The sequence below is a fragment of the Streptomyces sp. NPDC006197 genome, from assembly GCF_040613865.1.
Taxonomy (GTDB): domain Bacteria; phylum Actinomycetota; class Actinomycetes; order Streptomycetales; family Streptomycetaceae; genus Streptomyces.
The window spans coordinates 1-20,213 of record NZ_JBEXSZ010000151.1; the positions used below are offsets into that span (position 1 = coordinate 1).

The 20,213-nt window shown below is 73.2% G+C and carries 15 protein-coding genes and 1 pseudogene; 9 read left to right on the top strand and 7 right to left on the bottom strand.

Annotated elements, in window-relative coordinates; all coding sequences use genetic code 11:
* Nucleotides 1–95: 95 nt before the first annotated feature.
* The 3 genes and pseudogenes from ABZ318_RS32695 to ABZ318_RS32705 form a co-directional block, all read left to right on the top strand.
* Nucleotides 96–1,130: pseudogene (locus ABZ318_RS32695) on the top strand (SUKH-4 family immunity protein); the annotation flags it as partial.
* A 121-nt stretch (nucleotides 1,131–1,251) separates the two neighbouring features.
* Nucleotides 1,252–2,172, top strand: coding sequence for a cellulose-binding protein (locus ABZ318_RS32700; protein WP_356906066.1), 921 nt, complete (start codon nucleotides 1,252–1,254; stop codon nucleotides 2,170–2,172).
* 11 nt (nucleotides 2,173–2,183) lie between these two features.
* Nucleotides 2,184–2,558, top strand: a complete 375-nt coding sequence (locus tag ABZ318_RS32705; protein WP_356906068.1) for a VOC family protein — start codon at nucleotides 2,184–2,186, stop codon at nucleotides 2,556–2,558.
* Nucleotides 2,559–2,708: 150 nt separating this feature from the next.
* Here the strand turns inward: ABZ318_RS32705 and ABZ318_RS32710 are convergent, their stop codons facing one another.
* From ABZ318_RS32710 to ABZ318_RS32720, 3 genes are all read right to left on the bottom strand, one after another.
* A complete protein-coding gene (locus tag ABZ318_RS32710) occupies nucleotides 2,709–3,131 on the bottom strand; it encodes an STAS domain-containing protein (protein ID WP_356906069.1) in 423 nt (140 codons plus the stop codon).
* Between the two features lie 170 nt (nucleotides 3,132–3,301).
* The gene (locus tag ABZ318_RS32715) at nucleotides 3,302–3,643 is read right to left on the bottom strand and encodes a hypothetical protein (RefSeq protein WP_356906070.1); all 342 of its coding nucleotides are present in this window, start codon (nucleotides 3,641–3,643) and stop codon (nucleotides 3,302–3,304) included.
* Nucleotides 3,644–3,735: 92 nt separating this feature from the next.
* On the bottom strand, nucleotides 3,736–5,277 hold the full coding sequence (locus ABZ318_RS32720) for an MFS transporter (protein ID WP_356906071.1): 1,542 nt from the start codon (nucleotides 5,275–5,277) through the stop codon (nucleotides 3,736–3,738).
* 193 nt (nucleotides 5,278–5,470) lie between these two features.
* Here ABZ318_RS32720 and ABZ318_RS32725 point away from each other — a divergent pair, with 193 nt between their 5' ends.
* From ABZ318_RS32725 to mfd, 3 genes are all read left to right on the top strand, one after another.
* Nucleotides 5,471–6,259: an ABC transporter ATP-binding protein gene (locus tag ABZ318_RS32725; protein ID WP_356906072.1), complete on the top strand. Its 789-nt coding sequence runs from the start codon at nucleotides 5,471–5,473 to the stop codon at nucleotides 6,257–6,259.
* Nucleotides 6,256–8,838 (top strand): FtsX-like permease family protein, encoded by a 2,583-nt coding sequence (locus ABZ318_RS32730; protein ID WP_356906073.1) that lies wholly within the window; start codon nucleotides 6,256–6,258, stop codon nucleotides 8,836–8,838. Before ABZ318_RS32725 ends, ABZ318_RS32730 begins: the two co-directional genes overlap by 4 nt.
* 215 nt (nucleotides 8,839–9,053) lie before the next feature.
* The gene (gene mfd / locus ABZ318_RS32735) at nucleotides 9,054–12,584 is read left to right on the top strand and encodes a transcription-repair coupling factor (protein ID WP_356906074.1); all 3,531 of its coding nucleotides are present in this window, start codon (nucleotides 9,054–9,056) and stop codon (nucleotides 12,582–12,584) included.
* Between the two features lie 43 nt (nucleotides 12,585–12,627).
* Here mfd and ABZ318_RS32740 read toward each other — a convergent pair whose 3' ends face one another.
* Nucleotides 12,628–13,896, bottom strand: a complete 1,269-nt coding sequence (locus ABZ318_RS32740) for an SGNH/GDSL hydrolase family protein (protein ID WP_356906075.1) — start codon at nucleotides 13,894–13,896, stop codon at nucleotides 12,628–12,630.
* A gap of 28 nt (nucleotides 13,897–13,924) precedes the next feature.
* Nucleotides 13,925–14,596, bottom strand: coding sequence for a WHG domain-containing protein (locus ABZ318_RS32745; RefSeq protein ID WP_356906076.1), 672 nt, complete (start codon nucleotides 14,594–14,596; stop codon nucleotides 13,925–13,927).
* A 122-nt stretch (nucleotides 14,597–14,718) separates the two neighbouring features.
* Here ABZ318_RS32745 and ABZ318_RS32750 point away from each other — a divergent pair, with 122 nt between their 5' ends.
* Both ABZ318_RS32750 and ABZ318_RS32755 read left to right on the top strand, forming a co-directional pair.
* Nucleotides 14,719–15,558 (top strand): hypothetical protein, encoded by an 840-nt coding sequence (locus ABZ318_RS32750; RefSeq protein WP_356906080.1) that lies wholly within the window; start codon nucleotides 14,719–14,721, stop codon nucleotides 15,556–15,558.
* Nucleotides 15,559–15,708: 150 nt separating this feature from the next.
* The gene (locus ABZ318_RS32755) at nucleotides 15,709–16,383 is read left to right on the top strand and encodes an HNH endonuclease family protein (RefSeq protein WP_356906077.1); all 675 of its coding nucleotides are present in this window, start codon (nucleotides 15,709–15,711) and stop codon (nucleotides 16,381–16,383) included.
* A 145-nt stretch (nucleotides 16,384–16,528) separates the two neighbouring features.
* On the opposite strand, the gene ABZ318_RS32760 is transcribed toward ABZ318_RS32755, so the two are convergent.
* Together ABZ318_RS32760 and ABZ318_RS32765 are read right to left on the bottom strand one after the other, a co-directional pair.
* Nucleotides 16,529–17,272, bottom strand: a complete 744-nt coding sequence (locus tag ABZ318_RS32760) for a hypothetical protein (protein ID WP_356906078.1) — start codon at nucleotides 17,270–17,272, stop codon at nucleotides 16,529–16,531.
* A gap of 112 nt (nucleotides 17,273–17,384) precedes the next feature.
* Nucleotides 17,385–18,131, bottom strand: coding sequence for a DUF4190 domain-containing protein (locus tag ABZ318_RS32765; RefSeq protein ID WP_356906079.1), 747 nt, complete (start codon nucleotides 18,129–18,131; stop codon nucleotides 17,385–17,387).
* 269 nt (nucleotides 18,132–18,400) lie between these two features.
* On the opposite strand from ABZ318_RS32765, the gene ABZ318_RS32770 reads away from it, so the two are divergent.
* Nucleotides 18,401–20,155 carry an N-6 DNA methylase gene (locus tag ABZ318_RS32770; protein WP_356906082.1) on the top strand — a complete coding sequence of 585 codons (1,755 nt, stop codon included), beginning with the start codon at nucleotides 18,401–18,403 and terminating at the stop codon, nucleotides 20,153–20,155.
* The last annotated feature ends 58 nt before the right edge of the window (nucleotides 20,156–20,213 follow it).

The following is a 20,213-nucleotide window of genomic DNA, read 5'->3' on the forward strand; positions in this document are numbered from 1 at the left end:
GTCGTAGCCGTACGACTCCAGGAGCCGGGCCTCGACGGGGGAGCCGTCGGGCTGGCGCATCATCTCCCGGCGCAGCACGATCCGCTGGCGCGGAGCCGGGGGCTCCCGTACCGGGGGCTCCCGTGCCTCCGGCGTACGGCTATCCGCATCCGGCGGGTCAGCCGACGGTCGGTCCCGGCTATCAGGCGGTGCTGCGGTATCGGGCGCCGGACGGTTCGGAGGCGCAGATCATCCGGCGTTCGGCGCCGGGCACCCCGCATCCGGAGTGGCAGATCCTGCACGAGCTGCGCGCGCTGAACGTGCCGCCGCAGCAGGTGCTGGAGCTCCACACGGAGCTGGAGTCCTGTGAGCTGCCGGGTGGTTACTGCGCGCGGATGATCCGGGAGACGTGGCCGCAGGCGCGGATCACGAGCATCGCCCCGTACGGCCGTGATCATGCGGGCCGGCAGCAGGGGATGCGTCAACTCCTGACCCATCAGGGTGAGTTGCATCAGGTCGCGGACGGGCCGGCGCGTCCGGCTCCGGTGCGGGCGCCGTTGCCGCAGGTGCAGCCGGCGCCGCCGGTTCCCCCGGAGGGGATCGCGCAGGAGTTGGCGGGCGCGTTCGGTCCCGGTGTGCTCCGGTTCGACCAGCGGGCGGTGTCCCGGCAGGGCGTGCCGGAGGTCGTGGCGCGCACGCTGGTGTGGGCGGGGCTTCCGGCGGACTTCGGTCCGTTCTTCTGGGCGCAGCCTGCGGTGCCGGTGGTGCCGACGCTGGCGGAGCTGGCGGCGCAGCGGCAGGTGCAGGCGGCGCCGGACGCGAGCTCGTACCTGGTGCTGGGTTCGGACTTCGGCCGGGCGATCTGCGTCCAGTACGGGACCGCGCACATCGTGGCGGTGCCGGTGGAGGCCGGTCCGGGCGGGCAGTCGGTGCCGCCGCAGTTCGTGAACACGGGGCTGCCGGAGTTCACGCGGTCGATGGCGCTGCTCGGCCGGATGTGGCGGCTGCGGTTCGGGCTGAACCCGGAGCAGGCGGGTCGCTGGACGGTCGATTTCCAGGCGCAGCTGGCGATGCTGGATCCGGCGGCGCTGTCGTCGCCGGAGAACTGGTGGTCGGTGTTGCTGGAGCAGATGTGGGACGGGCTGCTGTAGGCCCAGATGGACCGAATGTGATGAAGGGCGCTCGACGTGTAGCCACGTTGGGCGCCTTTTGTCCGTTCTGATGTCGCATTCTTTATGGGTCGGGCCATGGGAAGAGGAAGGGGCGTCAGGGATGGGTTTCGCCGTCGGGCGGGGGCGCGGATACCGCCCCGAGCAGGTCGACCGCCACGTCGCCGCACTCGAGCAGGAGCGCGACGCCGCCTGGGAGCGGGCGGCGCGGCTCACGGTCCTCGCGAAGGAGATGGAGACGGACGCCGCCGGGCTCCGCCTGGCCGTCAAGCAGCTCGCCCCGCAGCGGTACGAGTCCCTCGGAGAGACCGCGCAGAAGATCCTGGAGCTGGCCGAGCGCGAGGACGAGCGGCTCGTACGGGGCGCCGAGGCGGAGGCGCAGGCCCTCGCGGAGGCCGCCGAGCGGGCGGCCCGGGAGGCGACGGAGGCCGCCGGGGCGTATGCGGAGGAGGTCAGGACGGCGGCGGACGCGGCGGCCCGGACGACCCTGGAGGAGGCCCGCGCGCGGGCCGAGGAGATGGGGCAGATCGCCCGCCGGGACGCCGAGGGGGCCAGGGAGGCCGCGCGGGAGGCCTTCGAGGAGACCGAACGCCGGGCGGAGGCGCTGCTCGCGGAGCAGCGGGAGGAGCAGCGGACCGTACGGGTCGAGGCGGAGCGTACGGCCGAGGCGGAGGCGGCGGCCCTGGACGCCCGCCACGAGGAACTGGTCGCGGCGGCGCAGGCCGGGCTCGCGGAGACGCAGCGGGCCCTGGCCGAGACGGAGGAGCAGGCCCGGCACGGCCAGGAGGACGCCGAGGCCCGCGCGGCGGAGCTGCTCGCCGAGGCCAGGATGAAGGCGGAGCGGATCGAGCGCGAGACGGAGCGGGTGCTGCGGGAGCACGAGGAGGCCCGGGACGAGATCCACTCCCACATGGAGCACATCCGCAACTCGCTGGCGGCGCTGACGGGCCGCCCGTCCGCGCCGGAACCCGAGGGGAAGCAGGGGGACTTGAAGGAGGAGGAGGGCTCCGAGGGCGCCGACTAGGCTTCCGTCCCATGCAGATGAAACTGGTGGCGGTCACGCTCGACTGCGCCGACCCCATGGCCCTGGCCGACTTCTACCGGCGGGCCACCGGGCTCCCGCTCGCCGACCGGTCCGACGACGAGTTCGCCGGCCTGCGCGGCGCGGACGGCCTCTTCCTCGGCTTCCAGCGCGTCGACGGCTACCGTCCCCCGTCCTGGCCGGGCCAGGAGGTTCCGCAGCAGCTGCACCTCGACTTCGACGTCGACGACTTGGACGAGGCCGCGGCCCGCCTCGTGGAGTGGGGCGCGACCGTCCCGGACGTCCAGCCCCGCCCGGACCTGTGGCGGGTGGTCCTGGACCCGGCGGGCCACCCGTTCTGCCTGACGATCCCGCGCAGGCCCGCCTAGGGCATCCGCCCGGGCCGAACCCGGTGTGTGGGCCGCCTGCGCGCAGACGGCCCCACCTCCGGTCCTCGTCCGAGCCGTGGCCCTAAGCCGTGCCTCTTCCGACGAGGAGGATCGCCGCGACCATGGGGGCGCAGGTCAGGAGTATGAAGGTCATGACGTGGCCACCGCCGTCAGCGAGCCGCCTCGGACCGCCCGCCGCTCCGCGAGGGTGGCCGCGCTCAGGAGGCGCTGGACGGCCCGCGAGCGGTTCACGAGTCTGAGGCGGCGTCCGTTCCGGGGCCACCAGTCGAGGATGGCGAGGAAGCCGGAGTCGCAGAAGGTGACCCGCGCGGTGTCCAGTACGAGACCGGTGTGGCCGGCGTCGGCCGCCGAGGCCAACAGCGCCCGCAACGGGGCGACGCTGTAGTGGTCGATCTCCCCGGCGAGGTGGACGATCAGGGTGGCGCCGAGGGTGGTGCAGGATTCGACGACTATGACGCAGGGCGCGGTGTCCGCGCCCGAGTCGTGCACGAGGGAAGGGGCGGGGGCGGTCGGAAGAGCGGGCTGTATCGGGGCGATGCTTGAGGTACTCACGTCTCCATCAACGCCTCCCGCCCGGGGCCGGGAAACGAGCCACGCAGCTCATTCACCCCATGTGAGCAGCGGCGATCCCCGACACGAGGGAAAGATTCCACCCGGACGAGGCACGTCCGCACCCCTCACACGACCGGGTGCCGTCCGAGCCCGACGGCAGGGTTCTCCGGCTAGGCCGCCCGGATCAGGAGGCCGACCGCGATCGCGAAGGTCGCGAGACCGGTGACGAGCGCGCGGACCGGGACGGATCGGCGGCGGACGACGGGCGTGCAGAACAGGGCGATCGGCACGGCCGGGACGGCGAGGCAGATCAGCACCCAGGAGAGCGGGATCCCTTCGGTCGGCCCACTGTCCGCCGCCGCCCACAGTGCCACGAAGCCCAGGTATTGGAGCAGCAGGAGGGCGACCGACCACAGCACGGCCGCCACCACGGTGACGGCGACCTCGGCCCCGCGGCGGGGCGGTGGCAGGCGGGTGGGGCCGTAGAGCTGCGCGTGTGCGTCGGGGTTCAAGGCCGGCTCCTTCGGACGGGGTGACCCCATCGTCGGGTCCGGGGCGCCGTCCGGGCATGGGTGCGCGTGCTTATCTCCGGACGGGCGCGTACTCAGTCGGCCGGGGCTTGACGGGACGTCTCCTGGTCTTCCTCCTTCAGGACCGGGAAGCGGCGGGGGGCCACGGTCAGGAGGGCCAGGAGGGCGAGGGCCGCCGCTGCCGCCGCGCCCAGGTAGACCCGGTCCACCGCCGCGTCGACCGCCCGCCGGACGTGGTCGGTGGTGTCGAGGGAGCGGGCGAGGGAGTCGAGGTCCGTGTCGGTGCCGAGGCGGGCGGCGAGGACGCCGTTCGCGACGGCGCCGAAGAGCGCCGCGCCGACGCTCTGGCCGACCTGGCGGCAGAAGAGGACGGACGCGGTGGTGGTGCCGCGTTCCCCGTACGGGACGGTCGACTGCACGCCGACGATCAGGGGCAGTTGGAAGAGGCCCAGGCAGCCGCCGAGGGCCAGCATCAGCAGCGCGGGCTGCCACGCCTCGCCCGGGTACGGCAGGAGCGGGAAGGCGAGCAGGAGCAGGAGCGCGCCCGTGATGCCGAGGATCGCGGTGAGGCGGAAGCCGATGCGGGTGTAGAGCCGGTTCGACAGCGCGGCCGTGAGGGGCCAGCTCAGGGTCCAGGAGGAGAGGACGAAGCCGGCGGCGATGGGGCCGAGGCCGAGGACGGACTGCGCGTACGTGGGCAGGAAGACCGTCGGGGCGACCATGAGCAGGCCGAGGGCGCCGAGGGAGAGGTTGACGGCGGCGATCGTGCGGCGGCGCCAGACCCAGCCGGGGATGATCGGTTCGGCCGCGCGCCGCTCGATGGCGACGGTCAGGGCGGCGAGGGCGGCGGCTCCGCCGAGGAGGCCGAGGGACGGGGCCGAGAGCCAGGGCCAGGCGACCCCACCCTGGACGAGCGCGGTGATGAGTACGGCTCCGGCGGCGAAGATCGCGAGGGCGCCGGCCCAGTCGATCCGTACGCGCGCGCGGGGTGCGGTGCGGGCGGGTTCCCTCAGGTGGCGGCCGATGAGCCAGAGGGCGACGAGTCCGATCGGCAGGTTGATGAGGAAGATCCAGCGCCAGTCGGCGTAGCCGGCGAGCAGGCCGCCGACGGCCGGTCCCGCGACCGCGGAGGCGGCCCACACGGAGGACAGCTTCGCCTGGATCTTGGGGCGTTCCTTCAGGGGGTACAGGTCGGCGGCGATGGTCTGGACGGTGCCCTGGAGGGCGCCGCCGCCGAGGCCCTGGACGACGCGGAAGGCGATCAGGGAGGCCATGTTCCAGGCGGCGGCGCAGAGCAGGGAGCCGATGAGGAAGAGGACGGCCCCGGCGACGAGGACGGGCTTGCGGCCGAAGGTGTCGCTGAGCTTGCCGTACACGGGCAGGGTGACCGTGACGGCGAGCAGGTAGCCGGAGAAGAGCCAGGAGAAGACGGAGAGTCCGCCGAGGTCGCCGACGATCTGGGGGACGGCGGTGGACACGATCGTCCCGTCGAGGGCGGCGAGCCCCATGGCGAGCATGAGGGCGGCGACGACGGGTCCGCGGCGCGCGGTGGTGGGGGCGGAGGAGGGGGCGGGCGCCGGATCGGCTCCGGCCCGGGTCGTCGACGGTTCCGTCACCGCGCACCATTCCTTTCTTCGTACACCTAAATGTGCGCGGACAGGGTCTCACTCCACCCAGGGGCCGAGGAACCCCTAGGGGCCCCTCCCCCATGCGGCCCAGGGGTCGTTCGTCCCGGCGGAGGAGGAGAAGTGCCGTACCCGCTCCTTAACTTGAACTTACAAACCCACCACTCGCTCCAAGGAGAAATCCGTGACTTCGGCTGTGACCATCCCCAGGCACGGGGGTACGGGAGAGGGGACGGCCGTCGCGGCGCGGGCGCGGCAGGTCGTCAAGGCGTACGGCTCGGGGGAGACCCGGGTCGTCGCGCTGGACTCCGTCGACGTGGACATCGCCCGCGGCCGGTTCACCGCGATCATGGGGCCTTCGGGCTCCGGCAAGTCGACCCTGATGCACTGCCTCGCGGGGCTCGACACCGTCACCAGCGGGCAGATCTTCCTCGACGAGACCGAGATCACCGGCCTCAAGGACAAGAAGCTCACCCGGCTGCGCCGGGACCGGATCGGCTTCATCTTCCAGGCGTTCAACCTGCTGCCCACCCTGAACGCCCTCGAGAACATCACGCTGCCGATGGACATCGCCGGGCGGAAGCCGGACGCCGACTGGCTGCGGCGGGTCGTCGACACCGTCGGGCTCGGCGAGCGGCTGAAGCACCGTCCGAGCCAGCTCTCCGGCGGTCAGCAGCAGCGCGTGGCCGTGGCCCGCGCGCTCGCCGCCCGGCCCGAGATCATCTTCGGTGACGAGCCGACCGGAAACCTCGACTCGCGGGCCGGTGCCGAGGTCCTCGGCTTCCTCCGCGCGTCCGTGGACGAGCTGGGGCAGACGATCGTCATGGTGACCCACGACCCCGTCGCCGCCTCCTACGCCGACCGGGTGCTGTACCTCGCCGACGGGCGGATCGTCGACGAGATGGAGCGGCCCACCGCCGACGCCGTACTCGACCGCATGAAGGACTTCGACGCGCGCGGGCGGACGTCATGACCGTCCTCAAGACCTCGCTGCGCAACTTCTTCGCGCACAAGGGCCGCATGGCGCTCTCCGCCGTCGCCGTCCTGCTCTCCGTCGCCTTCGTCAGTGGGACGCTCGTCTTCACCGACACCATGAACACGACGTTCGACAAGCTCTTCGCGTCGACCGCCTCCGACGTCACCGTCAGCCCGAAGGGCGCGGCCGCGAACGACGAGATCCCGCAGAACGGCCGCCCCGAGTCCCTGCCCGCCTCGCTCGTCGAGCGGGTCAGGAAGGTCGAGGGAGTCAAGGACGCGCAGGGCTCGGTCACCTCCATGAGCGTGACCGTCGTCGACGCGAAGAACGAGAACGTGGGCCCGACCGGCGGCGCGCCGACCATCGCCGTCAACTGGAGCCCCTACGAGCTGCGTTCGGTGGAACTGGCCTCCGGCCACGAGCCGCGCGGGCCCACCGACGTCGTCGTCGACGCCGGCACCGCCGAGAAGCACCACCTGAAGATCGGCGACACCCTGCGCACGATCGCCGTCACCGGCGACCTCACCGCGAAGATCTCCGGCATCGTCGAGTTCAAGGTCACCAACCCCGGCGCCACCGTCGTCTACTTCGACACCGCCACCGCCCAGCGCGAACTCCTCGGCAAGGAGGGCCTGTTCACCCAGGTCATGGTCGACGCCGAGCCCGGTGTCGGCGACGACGCCCTCAAGGCGGACGTGGCCGCCGCACTCGGTGCCGACGCGAAGGACTACAAGCTGCACACCGCCGCCGAGGTCGCCGACGCGGGCCGCGAGGACATCGCCGGCTTCCTCGACGTCATGAAGTACGCCATGCTCGGCTTCGCCGGGATCGCCTTCCTCGTCGGCATCTTCCTCATCGTCAACACCTTCTCCATGCTGGTCGCCCAGCGGACCCGCGAGATCGGCCTCATGCGGGCCATCGGCTCCAGCCGCAAGCAGGTGAACCGTTCCGTCCTCGTCGAGGCGCTCCTCCTCAGCCTCGTCGGCTCCGTCGCCGGTGTCGCCGCGGGCGTCGGCCTCGCCGTCGGACTCATGAAGCTCATGTCCCAGATGGGCATGGAGCTCTCCACCCGCGACCTCACCGTGGCGTGGACGACGCCGGCCGTCGGCCTCGCCCTCGGCATCGTCGTCACCGTCCTCGCCGCGTACGTCCCCGCCCGCCGCGCCGGCAAGGTCTCCCCGATGGCGGCCCTCCGAGACGCGGGCACCCCCGCCGACGGCAAGGCGGGGCGCGTACGGGGCCTGATCGGGATCGTCCTCACCGGCGCCGGAGCGGCCGCCCTGGTGCTGGCGGCCCGTGCGGCGGAGGCCAAGCCCGGCTCCCTCTGGCTCGGCCTCGGCGTCGTCCTCTCCCTCCTCGGCTTCGTCGTCGTCGGCCCGCTCCTCGCCGGCGGGGTCGTCCGCGCCCTCGGCGTCGTCGTCCTGCGGGTCTTCGGCCCCGTCGGTCGCCTGGCCGAGCGCAACGCGCTGCGCAACCCGCGCCGCACCGGCGCCACCGCCGCCGCCCTGATGATCGGGCTCGCCCTCGTCGCCGGCCTCTCGGTGGTCGGCTCCTCGATGGTCGCCTCGGCCACCGAGGAACTGGACCGCTCCGTCGGCGCCGACTTCATCGTGCAGTCCGCTACGGGACAGCCGATCGTGCCGCAGGCCCAGGCCGCCCTGGAGAAGACGCCCGGCCTGGACCACGTCACCGAGTACAAGGTCGTCGACGCCAGGGTCACCGACCCGCGCGGGAAGACCACGAAGGCCGACCTGGCCGCCACCGACCCGACGTACGTGAAGGACCTGCGCCGCGAGACCACCGCCGGCACCCTCACCGACGCGTACGGCAAGGACGCCGTGTCCGTCGGCAGCGACTACGCCACCGAGCACGGCGTCAAGGTCGGCGACGTCCTCACCGTCGCCTTCACGGGCGGCGACACGGCGAAGCTGAAGGTCGCGGCGATCACGGCCGACACCGGCCAGGTCGACAAGGGCGCGATGTACACCGACGTCTCCACCGTCGCCCGCCACCTGCCCGCCGAGCGGGTGCCGAACAGCCTGCTCGTCCTGGCCAGCGCGAAGGACGGCCAGGAGACCGCCGCGTACGAGGCCCTCAAGGGCGCGCTCGCGCCGTACCCGCAGTACAAGGTGAGCAACCAGGCCGACTACAAGGAGGAGCTGCGGGACCAGGTCGGGCAGCTGCTCAACATCGTGTACGGGCTCCTCGCCCTGGCGATCGTCGTCGCCGTCCTCGGCGTCGTGAACACCCTCGCGCTCTCGGTGGTCGAGCGGACCCGCGAGATCGGCCTCATGCGGGCCATCGGCCTCTCCCGCCGGCAGCTGCGCCGCATGATCCGCCTGGAGTCGGTGGTCATCGCCCTCTTCGGCGCCCTCCTCGGCCTCGGCCTGGGCATGGGCTGGGGCACGGCCGCGCAGAAGCTCCTCGCGCTCGAAGGGCTCGGGGTCCTGGAGATCCCCTGGCCGACGATCGTGACGGTCTTCTTCGGCTCGGCGTTCGTGGGCCTCTTCGCGGCGCTGGTCCCGGCGTTCCGGGCGGGGCGGATGAACGTGCTGGGGGCGATCGCGAGCGAGTGACCCCATCGCGCCCGCCGGGGCGACGCCCCGGCGGGCGCGGGCGCCCGTACGGGCAGGGGCGCCGCCCCGCCGGGGTGTAGCGGGCGCGGGTGTCCGAGGGGCGTCGTAGGCTGGGGGCGACCGGGCCGTACGGGCCCGGGACCACCCGGCCCGTGTGACGTGTCGGGCTGTTCGCGTTGCCCGCCCCCGTCGTCCGAACCCGGGATGGAAGCTTCATGAGCCTGCACGGTCTGCTCGATGTCGTCGTCAAGGACGCCGCCCTCGCCGAGGCGGTGAAGGCCGCCGCCGACGGGAACCGCCCGCACGTGGACCTGGTCGGTCCGGCGGCCGCGCGGCCGTTCGCCGTGGCGGCGCTCGCCCGGGACTCGGGGCGGCCGGTGCTCGCGGTGACCGCGACCGGCCGGGAGGCCGAGGACCTCGCCGCCGCGCTGCGGTCCCTGCTCGACCCGGACACGGTCGCCGAGTACCCCTCCTGGGAGACCCTGCCGCACGAGCGGCTCTCACCCCGCTCGGACACCGTCGGCCGTCGGCTCGCCGTGCTGCGCCGCCTGGCGCATCCCCGGGACGACGACCCCGCCGCCGGTCCCGTCTCCGTCGTCGTCGCGCCCATCCGGTCCGTGCTCCAGCCGCAGGTCAAGGGCCTGGGGGACCTGGAACCGGTGGCGCTCCGGTCCGGCCAGACCGCCGATCTGAACGAGGTCGTCGAGGGGCTCGCGGCCGCCGCGTACTCCCGGGTGGAGCTGGTCGAGAAGCGCGGCGAGTTCGCGGTGCGCGGCGGCATCCTGGACGTCTTCCCGCCGACCGAGGAGCACCCGCTCCGGATCGAGTTCTGGGGCGACGACGTCGAGGAGATCCGGTACTTCAAGGTCGCCGACCAGCGGTCCCTGGAGGTGGCCGAGCACGGCCTGTGGGCGCCGCCCTGCCGTGAGCTGCTGCTGACCGACGAGGTCCGCGAGCGGGCCGCCGCGCTCGCCGTCGAGCACCCCGAGCTGGGCGAGCTGCTGAACAAGATCGCCGAGGGGATCGCGGTGGAGGGCATGGAGTCTCTCGCGCCGGTCCTCGTCGACGACATGGAGCTGTTGCTCGACGTGCTGCCCAAGGGATCGATGGCCGTGGTCTGCGATCCCGAGCGGGTCCGGACCCGGGCCGCCGACCTCGTCGCCACGAGTCAGGAGTTCCTCCAGGCCTCCTGGGCCGCCACCGCCGGCGGCGGCGAGGCCCCGATCGACGTCGGCGCGGCCTCGCTGTGGGGGATCGCGGACGTACGGGACCGGGCGGCCGAGCTGGGCATGGCCTGGTGGTCGGTGTCGCCGTTCGCGGCGGACGAGGTCGTCGAGGGGGACGTGCTCACCCTCGGCATGCACGCCCCCGAGTCGTACCGCGGCGACACCGCCCGCGCGCTGGCCGACACCAAGGGCTGGCTGGCCGACGGCTGGCGGACGGTGTACGTGACGGAGGCGCACGGTCCGGCGTCCCGTACGGTCGAGGTCCTCGGCGGCGAGGGCATCGCCGCCCGCCTCGACGCCGACCTCGCGGAGATCTCGCCGTCCGTGGTGCACGTGGCGTGCGGCTCCATCGACTACGGCTTCGTCGACCCGGCGCTCAAGCTGGCGGTGCTGACGGAGACCGACCTGTCGGGGCAGAAGGCGGCCGGCAAGGACGGGCAGCGGATGCCCGCCAAGCGCCGCAAGACGATCGACCCGCTGACCCTGGAGGTCGGCGACTACATCGTGCACGAGCAGCACGGTGTCGGCCGCTACATCGAGATGGTGCAGCGGACCGTGCAGGGCGCGACCCGCGAGTACCTCCTCGTCGAGTACGCGCCCGCGAAGCGCGGCCAGCCCGGCGACCGCCTCTACATCCCGACCGACCAGCTGGAGCAGGTCACCAAGTACGTGGGCGGCGAGGCGCCGACCCTGCACCGGCTCGGCGGCGCGGACTGGACGAAGACGAAGCAGCGCGCCAAGAAGGCCGTCAAGGAGATCGCGGCCGATCTGATCAAGCTGTACAGCGCCCGCATGGCGGCGCCCGGCCACGCCTTCGGTCCGGACACGCCCTGGCAGCGGGAGCTGGAGGACGCCTTCCCGTACGCGGAGACGCCCGACCAGCTGTCCACCATCGCCGAGGTGAAGGAGGACATGGAGAAGACCGTCCCCATGGACCGTCTGATCTGCGGCGACGTCGGTTACGGCAAGACGGAGATCGCGGTGCGGGCGGCCTTCAAGGCGGTCCAGGACGGCAAGCAGGTCGCGGTGCTCGTGCCGACGACGCTGCTGGTGCAGCAGCACTTCGGCACGTTCAGCGAGCGGTACTCGCAGTTCCCGGTGAAGGTGCGGGCGCTGTCCCGGTTCCAGACGGACACCGAGTCGAAGGCGACGATGGAGGGGCTGCGGGAGGGCTCGGTCGACGTCGTCATCGGCACCCACCGCCTCTTCTCCTCCGAGACGAAGTTCAAGGACCTGGGTCTGGTCATCGTCGACGAGGAGCAGCGCTTCGGCGTCGAGCACAAGGAGCAGCTGAAGAAGCTCCGGGCGAACGTCGACGTCCTGACGATGTCGGCCACCCCGATCCCGCGCACCCTGGAGATGGCGGTGACCGGCATCCGCGAGATGTCGACGATCACCACCCCGCCGGAGGAGCGGCACCCGGTCCTCACCTTCGTCGGGCCGTACGAGGAGAAGCAGATCGGCGCCGCGATCCGGCGCGAACTCCTGCGCGAGGGCCAGGTCTTCTACATCCACAACCGGGTGGACTCGATCGACCGGGCGGCAGCCCGGCTGCGCGAGATCGTCCCGGAGGCGCGGATCGCGACGGCCCACGGCCAGATGTCGGAGCAGGCCCTGGAGCAGGTCGTGGTCGACTTCTGGGAGAAGAAGTTCGACGTGCTCGTCTCGACGACGATCGTCGAGTCCGGCATCGACATCTCCAACGCCAACACCCTGATCGTCGAGCGCGGCGACAACTTCGGGTTGTCGCAGCTCCACCAGTTGCGCGGCCGTGTCGGCCGTGGCCGCGAGCGGGGCTACGCGTACTTCCTGTACCCGCCGGAGAAGCCGCTCACGGAGACCGCGCACGAGCGGCTCGCGACGATCGCCCAGCACACCGAGATGGGCGCCGGCATGTACGTCGCCATGAAGGACCTGGAGATCCGCGGCGCGGGCAACCTGCTGGGCGGCGAGCAGTCCGGTCACATCGCGGGCGTCGGCTTCGACCTGTACGTGCGGATGGTCGGCGAGGCGGTCGCAGACTACCGGGCGCAGATGGAGGGCGGGGCTGAGGAGGAGGCCCCGCTGGAGGTGAAGATCGAGCTCCCGGTCGACGCTCACATGCCGCACGACTACGCGCCGGGCGAGCGGCTGCGGCTCCAGGCGTACCGCTCGATCGCCTCGGCGAACTCGGAGGAGGACATCAGGGCCGTGCGCGAGGAGCTCACCGACCGGTACGGCAAGCTGCCCGAGCCGGTGGAGAACCTGCTCCTCGTGGCGGGCCTGCGGATGCTGGCGCGCGCGTGCGGGGTCGGTGAGATCGTCCTCCAGGGCTCCAACATCCGCTTCGCGCCGGTGGAGTTGCGCGAGTCGCAGGAGCTGCGGCTCAAGCGCCTCCACCCGCGCACGGTCATCAAGCCGGCCGTCCACCAGATCCTGGTGCCGCGCCCGACGAGCGGCAAGATCGGCGGGAAGCCGGTGGTGGGCCGTGAACTCCTCGCGTGGACGGGCGAGTTCCTGACGACGATCCTCGGGGGCTGAGGCCCTGCGGCGGCACCCTTCGGGGGGTGCCGCCGCACGGCTGCTACAGCTCGTCGAGGTCCAGGGCCCCGGCCATCGCCGCGTAGCCCGCGTCGCCCGGGTGGAGGTGGTCGCCCGAGTCGTACGCGGGGAGGATGCGGTCCGGGTCGGCCGGGTCGGCGACGGCGCGGTCGAAGTCGACGACGGCGTCGTACGCGCCCGAGGTGCGGACCCAGGTGTTGAAGGCCTCCCGCTTGGCCTCGTTGACCGGGGTGTCGTAGAAGGAGCCCTTGATCGGGGTGAGGGTGGCGCCGACGACCTTCAGGCCGTGGGCGTGGGCCTGCCGGATGAGGGTGCGGTGGCCCTCGATCAGCTGGTTCACCGACACCTCGGGGGTCGGGCCGCCCGGGAAGGCAGGGCCGCTGCCGCCGATGTCGTTGATGCCCTCCAGGAGGATCACCGTGCTCACGCCCTTCTCGGTGAGCACGTCCTTCCGGAACCGGGCGACGGCCTTCTCGCCCGCCCAGGTGGTGTCGTTGACGACCTCGTTGCCGGCGATGCCGTGGTTGAGGACGGCGCGGGTCCGGCCGGTGGCGGCGAGGCGCTCGGCGAGCTCGTCGGGGTAGCGGTTGTCGGCGTCCGTCGTGGAGCCGACGCCGTCGGTGATGGAGTCGCCGAAGGTGACGATGCCGTCGCGGCGGGCGGTGTCGCGGCCGCCGGTGACCTCGACGCCGGAGAGGAAGTACCAGGAGTTGCTGGTCTCCTGGAAGGCGGCGCCGGAGAGGTCGGCGCGGTGGTCGCCCGCGGCGCGGTAGCTGGTGGCCGAGGAGAAGGAGTGGAAGGTCGCCGGGCCGGTCGGGTCCGCGAGGTAGAGGGTGACGGTCAGCTGCTCGAAGGCCTCGACGGGGAGGTTCACGGCGTCGCTGAGGAGGGTCTCGCCGGCCGGGATCGTCACGGACGGCCGGTGGCCGAAGCGGAGCGTGCGCACGGAGCCGGGTTCGACCGCGCTTCCCCCGGCCGTACGGGCGACGGTCGCGCCGGTGATCCGCAGCGGGCCGGTGCCGTAACGGTTCGTCAGCTCGATGCGGGTCCGGGTGCCGGAGGCGGTGACGCGGACGACCTGGCGGACCGTGTGGTCCTCGAAGCCCTGCTGCGACCAGTTGGGGCCGAACGGCGCGGTCGCCGACTGGGGGGACGCGGCCCAGGCGCCGCGCCAGGCCTGGCCGTGGGAAGCGTGGTGACCGGTGTCGGCGAGGGCGGTGGGGGCCAGGGCGAGGGTGCCGGTGGTGAGGAGGGCGAGGGCGGCGCGGCGGAGGGTGTTCGAGGTTCGCATGTTTTCGTCAATTGCGGGATGGCGCGGGCTATTCCCCTTCCGGTGAGGGGAGTTGGTCGGCGAAGAGCAGGCCGGCCAGGGAGCGGAAGTACTCCTCGGGGTCCCGGTCGCCGATCGCCGCCGCCACGTTGCGGGTGAGGAGCAGGGTCGCGAAGCCGTGGGCGAGCGACCAGGCGGCGATGCCGGCCTGCCGGACGTCGGGGACGTCCGGCAGGTCCGCGACGCCCGCGCGGAGTTCGGCGGAGGCGCGTTCCTTGGCGGCGAGGAGGTCCGGGTCGTCGGCGCGCAGCAGCTCGGGCCGGAACATGACCTGGAAGTGCGCGGGGTGGGCGACGGCGAACCGGACGTAGCGCACGCCGCGTTCGCGCAGCGCGGGTGAGCCGTGCGCCGGGTCCGCGAGGGTTTCGGCGAGGAGTTCGTACCCCTCGGTGGCGATGGCCGTGAGCAGTCCGGTGCGGTCCTTGAAGTGGTGGGCGGGGGCGGCGTGCGAGACGCCCGCGCGGCGGGCGAGGTCGCGCAGGCTCAGCGCCCCGGGCCCCTCGGCGGCGATCGCGTCGAGCGCGGCGGCGAGGACGGCCTGCCGCAGGTCGCCGTGGTGGTAGGTGCCCCGGGAGGCCCGGCCGGCCCGACCGCTCGCCTTGTCCTCGCTCGCCTTGCCGTCGCTCGCCCTGTCGCCACTCGTCTTGTCGCCACGCGTCATGGCAGCAGCCTAGCCCGTATCTAGTCATTGACAAGTTCGGAGGGGCGCGGCCACAATCTTGTCAGTGGCAAGTTGATGGCGATGTGCAGGAGGACCCCGTGGAAACCGCTCGCGTACGTCAGATGTGGCACCTGCTCGAACCCCTGCACGCCGTGCTCTACTACGCCCCCGAGGCCTTCGAGGAGGCGGGCGCCCTCGGCTACGGGACGGCCGACCGCTGGCCCTCCTACTTCGCCTGGCGCGCCGCCGCCCTCGGCCCCGTCGGACCGGTCCGCGTCGCCTCCGCCTTCTACGGCTTCAGCCCCGAGAAGGTCGCCCGGCACGTCCCCGCCGCCTGGGAGGTCGCCGCCCCCGCCGACGTGCTCGCCGCCCGGCTCCGCGCCGTCGACCGGATCTATCGGTCCGTCCTCGGCGAGGACGTCGTCGCGAGCCCCGAACTCGCCGAGGCCGCAGCCCTCGCCCGCCGCGCCGCCGGGGCGGCCGGCCTCGAAGGCCGCCCGCTCGCCGCGGCCCACGCCGAACTGCCCTGGCCCGACGCCCCGCACCTCGTCCTGTGGCAGGCGGCGACGATCCTGCGCGAGCACCGGGGCGACGGCCACATCGCCGCCCTGGTCGCCGCCGGCCTCGACCCGGCCGAGTCCCTCGTCTCCTTCGCGGCCGTCGGAGCCGCGCCGGAACCGGTCTTCGAGAGCCGGGGCTGGAGCGCGGACGAATGGAACGCCGCGCGCGAGCGCCTGACGGCCCGGGGGCTCCTGGACGCGGACGGCGCCGCCACGGACGAGGGCCGCGCCCTGCGCGCGGAGGTGGAGCGGCGTACGGACGAACTGGCCGCCGGGCCGTGGGACGCCCTCGGCTCCGAGGACGCCGCCCGGCTCGCCGACCTCCTGGGCGGCCCCTGGCTCGCCGTCGTCGGCTCCGGCCTGCTGCCCTCCGAGAACACCCTCGGCATCGGCAAGGTGTGACCCGAGGCCCCCGGTCCGAGGCTGCCGGTCCGAGGCTCCCGGTCCGAGGCCCCCGGCCTGAGGCCCCCGGTCCGGGGCCCCCAGCCTGAGGCTCCCGGTCCGGGGCCATCGGTACGAAGCGGACGAGCCCCTCCGGCCTACGATTCCAGGGTGCTGACGTACCGAAGGACCCTCGCCGCCGCGACGCTCGCCGTCTCCGTGCTCCTCGCCGCCTGCTCACCAGGGACCGGCATCCCGGGGGACGCCGGCGGCGGGTCCGCCGCGCCGGGGACGGCGCTCGCCGCCGTGGACACCCTCACGGTCAAGGGCCGCGCCCCGAAGACCGGTTACGAGCGGGAGAAGTTCGGCCGCGCCTGGGCGGACGTCGACGGCAACGGCTGCGGCACCCGTGACGACGTGCTCAAGCGGGACCTGACCGGCGTCCGCTTCACGGACGGCCACTGCAAGGTCGCCTCCGGCACCCTCGCCGACGACCCGTACACCGGCACCACCGTCCGCTACGTCCGGGGCCGCTCCAAGGTCGACATCGACCATGTCGTCGCGCTCTCCGACGCCTGGCAGAAGGGGGCGCAGACGTGGGACGGCGAGACCCGGCGCCGCTTCGCCAACGACCCGCTCAACCTCCTCGCCGTGGACGCCGCGACCAACCGCCGCAAGTCCGACGGCGACGCCGCCACCTGGCTGCCGCCGAACCGGGCGTACCGCTGCACGTACGTGGCCCGGCAGATCGCGGTGAAGAAGAAGTACGGGGTGTGGGTGACGGCGGGGGAGCGGGACGCGATGAAGCGGGTCCTCGCCACCTGCCCGCAGCAGCGGCTCCCGTAGCGCCGGACCGCCGCGGCTGCCACGAAAAAACGTTTGGGCGGCCGGGGCGGGCGATCCTTCGGGTGCGGCACCGGATCCGACACGCCGGGCGTACGCGTGAGAGGGCCGTTCCCCCCCCGGGTGACGGCCCTCTCACGCGTAGCGGTCAGCCGGTCGCGACGACGTCCTTCGCCGCCGGGGCCTTCGCCTCGACCGGCTTCCCGTAGTGCGAGAAGGTGATCGTCCCCGGCTCGTCGCCGCCCTTCGTGGCGATCCGCAGGACGTACGGCGTGCCCTCCGTGGCCACGTAGACCGTGCTGGTCTCGCCGCCGTCGCCCGGCTCGGTCAGCGCCAGCGCCTTCTGGCCGCCGACGGTGGTCTCCTCGCCCTTCACGATCCCGCTCGCGCCCTGCTCGAACCCGCTGAGGAGCTGCTTCAGGTCGCAGAGTTCCAGCATGTCCTTGTTGTCGGGGTCGGAGACGGGGCCCTGCACCCAGTGGCCCTTGAGCGCCTTGAGCGTCGCCTTCTGCGTCTCGGGGTCCTCGTCCTTGACCTGCTCGCGCAGGGAGGCCTCGTCGAAGCGCAGGTACACGTTCCTGTCGTCCGGCTTGATCAGTTCGACCGTGCTGGTCGCGCCCGTGGTCAGCGTGCCGGTGCACCGTCCCCGGGCGTCGAGGGACAGGTAGGCCTTGAGCGGCTCGGCGGCTTCCCGCTCGTCGATGTCCACGCTCAGCGCCTTCGCGCCCTTCGTCGCGGCGAAGGCCTTGTCGACGATCTGCGAACCGCTCAGCTCCCCGAAGGGCCCGGTCGGCTTCGCGTCGTCGGAGGACGGGCCGCAGGCGGTGGCGCCGAGGGCGAAGGCGGCGCACAGGAGGGCCGTGACGGCGGTGCGGCGGGGGGCGGCATGCATGGTGGTGTCTCCGAGAGGGGGTTGTACGGGGGGTGGGGCCCCGAAGGGCCCCGGTCCTTGTGGTGCGTGTCCGGCGTGGTGCGTGTCCGGCGTGGGGGGTGTCCGGCCCGGGTCAGCCGACCTTCAGCTCCCACTGCGAGGCGTTGTAGTCGAAGCCGGGGTTGACCTCGACGGTCAGGTTCTTGGCGTCCTTGGGGGCGTCGAAGGCGACGGTGAGGGTGGCCTTCTTGCCGGGCAGGATGCTGCCCTGGAAGGTCAGGCTGTTCTTGTCGTCCAGGATCTGCTCGGCCTCGACGCCGTTCTTGCCGGCCCGTGCGCTCAGGCCGACGCCGGCGGCGTCGAACTTCTTCTTGCCGCCGTTCTCGATGACCACGGTCACCTGGTAGGCCTTGTTGCCCTCGGTGTGGCCGACCGCGAACTCGCCCGGGGAGTACGGCTTCGGGTCCGAGACCGTGACCTTGAGGTCGTCGTCGTAGACCGAGCTGTCGCCGTCCGCCAGGTTCTTCGCCGCCGGGTCCTTCGGGGCCGAGTCCTTGATGGTCTTGTCGATCTCCTCGACCGCGTCGCTGACGGCCGTGAACACGACGACCATGCCGACCACCGAGAGGACCAGGGACGCGAGGCCGAGGATCGCGCCGGTCAGGGCCACTCCCTTGTTGTTCGCCTCGCCGCGCTTCACGCGCCCCTTGCCGACGAGGCCCAGGATCAGCGCGATCACGCCGAGGATGCCGGCCAGCCAGAAGAGGAACGGCATGAATCCCGAGACCGTGCCGATGATGCCGAGGATCAGGGCCGCGGTGCCGAGGCCGTTGCGCATGACCCGCGGGGCGGCGGGCGGGACCTGGGTGTCGTACGACATGGGTGTGTCCTCCCGGACGGAGCAGATGTCTGGTGCGATGGATCAATCACAGCAGAGCTTGTGAACCGAGTCAACACAGTTCACAGAAAACGGATCGACTCACACTGTGAAGTGGTGTGCGGCTCGTTCGTCGCTAGGATTGGTGTCACAGCCAGAAGGGCGAACCAGGGGAGTTGGGTCACGTGCCGGAGAACGCAGCAGAGGCGGGTGCGGAGCGGGCAGGCGCCGGAGCGGAAGCGACCGGGGCCTCGGAGACCGGAGCCGCCGAGGTGACCGCCGCCGGGATCGCCCGGCTCGCCGGCGTCGGCCGGGCCGCCGTCAGCAACTGGCGCCGCCGCCACCCCGACTTCCCCAAGCCCGTCGGCGGGACGGAGGCGAGCCCGTCCTTCGCCCTCGCGGAGGTCGAGCGATGGCTCCGCGCCCAGGGCAAGCTGGCCGAGGTCCCGCTCAAGGAGCGCGTCTGGCAGCAGATCGCGGGCCACCCGGCCGGGGCCGTCACCGCCCTCGTCCACGCGGGCTGCGCCCTCCTCCTCGTACGGGACCGGTCCGCGGCCTGGCCCACCCTCGCCGAACTCCCCGACGAGCGGCTCGCCGAGGTGCTGCCCGTCGCCCTGGAGGAGACGCTCACCGAGCGCCTCGGCCCCGAGCGGGCCGTCCTCACCCCCCCGTCGCACGCCCTCGCCGCCTCCCTCCCGCTCCTGCGCGGGGCCGCCGAACTCGCGGCCGAGACCGGCGTCCGCGAGGCCTTCGAGTTCCTGCTCGGCCGTCACCTCGACGCCAACCCCCGGCAGTACACGCTCACCCCGCCCGGCCCCGCCGCCCTCATGGCGGCGCTCGCCGCGGCCCCGAAGACGGGACACGACGGCGTCCCGCTCACCGTCCTCGACCCCGCCTCCGGGACCGGCGGCCTGCTGAGCGCGGTCGAGAGCCCCGGCGCCGTCTGCGGCCAGGACGCCGACCACGACCTCGCCGCGCTGACCGCCCTGCGCCTGGCGCTCGCCACCGACGCCGACATCCGCGTCCGGTCCGGCGACAGCCTGCGCGCCGACGCCTTCCCGACGCTGGCGGCGGACGCCGTCCTGTGCCACCCGCCCTTCAACGAGCGGAACTGGGGCCACGACGAACTGGCCTACGACCCGCGCTGGGAGTACGGCTTCCCGGCCCGTACGGAGTCCGAACTCGCCTGGGTCCAGCACGCCCTGGCGCGCCTGCGCCCCGGCGGCACCGCCGTCCTCCTCATGCCGCCCGCCGCCGCCTCCCGCCGCTCCGGCCGCCGCATCCGGGCCGACCTGCTCCGCCGGGGCGCCCTGCGCGCGGTCGTCGCCCTCCCGGCCGGCGCCGCGCCCCCGTACGGCATCCCGCTCCACCTCTGGGTGCTGCGCAGGCCCGTCCAGGGCGAGCGGCCCGTCGGCGAACTCCTCCTCGTCGACGCCGCCGCCGAGCAGACCGGGCCGGGCCGGGAGGGCCGCGACCGGCTCGACTGGCCGGCCGTCCACTCCGCCGTCATGGACGCCTGGACGCCCTTCGACCGGGACGGCACCCTCGTCGGGACCCCGGGCGCGAGCCGTGCCGTGCCGGTCATCGAGCTCCTCGACGACGACGTCGACCTCGCCCCCGCCCGGCACCTCCCGCCGGCCGCCGCCGCCGAGGGCGCCGTCCAGCTGGCCGGGGTCCGCGAGCGGCTGACCGAGACGCTGCACCGGACCCGCGAACTGACCCCGCCGCCCGTGACCGACCCGGCCTCCGGCGGCGCCGGGCTCGGCCGGCCCACGACCACCGTCGGCGAACTCGCCCGCGCCGGGGCCCTGTCCCTGCGCGCGGGCGGCACCGGCACGGCCCCCGCCTCCGCCCCGGTCGCCGTCCTCACCGACCACGACGTGCTCGCCGCCCAGCCGCCCTCCGGGACGCTGCCCGACGGCCCGCCCGAGGAGCCGGTCCTCCTCGCCGCCGGGGACGTCGTCGTCCCGGTCCTCGGCGGCGGCGCGGCCTCTCACACGCACTGGCGGATCAGTAAGTCCCAATAGTCCTGCCAGGTCAGGCTTTCCTCGCCCTTACGGCCGCGGTAGACGTGGAAGCCGTAGA

Bases quoted from the DNA above. Each gene is read 5' to 3' on its own strand.
- ABZ318_RS32705 (WP_356906068.1), top strand. From the start codon at position 2,184: ATGCAGATGAAACTGGTGGCGGTCACGCTCGACTGCGCCGACCCCATG.
- ABZ318_RS32765 (WP_356906079.1), bottom strand. From the start codon at position 18,131: ATGTCGTACGACACCCAGGTCCCGCCCGCCGCCCCGCGGGTCATGCGC.
- ABZ318_RS32760 (WP_356906078.1), bottom strand. From the start codon at position 17,272: ATGCATGCCGCCCCCCGCCGCACCGCCGTCACGGCCCTCCTGTGCGCC.
- ABZ318_RS32745 (WP_356906076.1), bottom strand. From the start codon at position 14,596: ATGACGCGTGGCGACAAGACGAGTGGCGACAGGGCGAGCGACGGCAAG.
- ABZ318_RS32740 (WP_356906075.1), bottom strand. From the start codon at position 13,896: ATGCGAACCTCGAACACCCTCCGCCGCGCCGCCCTCGCCCTCCTCACC.
- ABZ318_RS32730 (WP_356906073.1), top strand. From the start codon at position 6,256: ATGACCGTCCTCAAGACCTCGCTGCGCAACTTCTTCGCGCACAAGGGC.
- mfd (WP_356906074.1), top strand. From the start codon at position 9,054: ATGAGCCTGCACGGTCTGCTCGATGTCGTCGTCAAGGACGCCGCCCTC.
- ABZ318_RS32750 (WP_356906080.1), top strand. From the start codon at position 14,719: ATGTGGCACCTGCTCGAACCCCTGCACGCCGTGCTCTACTACGCCCCC.
- ABZ318_RS32700 (WP_356906066.1), top strand. From the start codon at position 1,252: ATGGGTTTCGCCGTCGGGCGGGGGCGCGGATACCGCCCCGAGCAGGTC.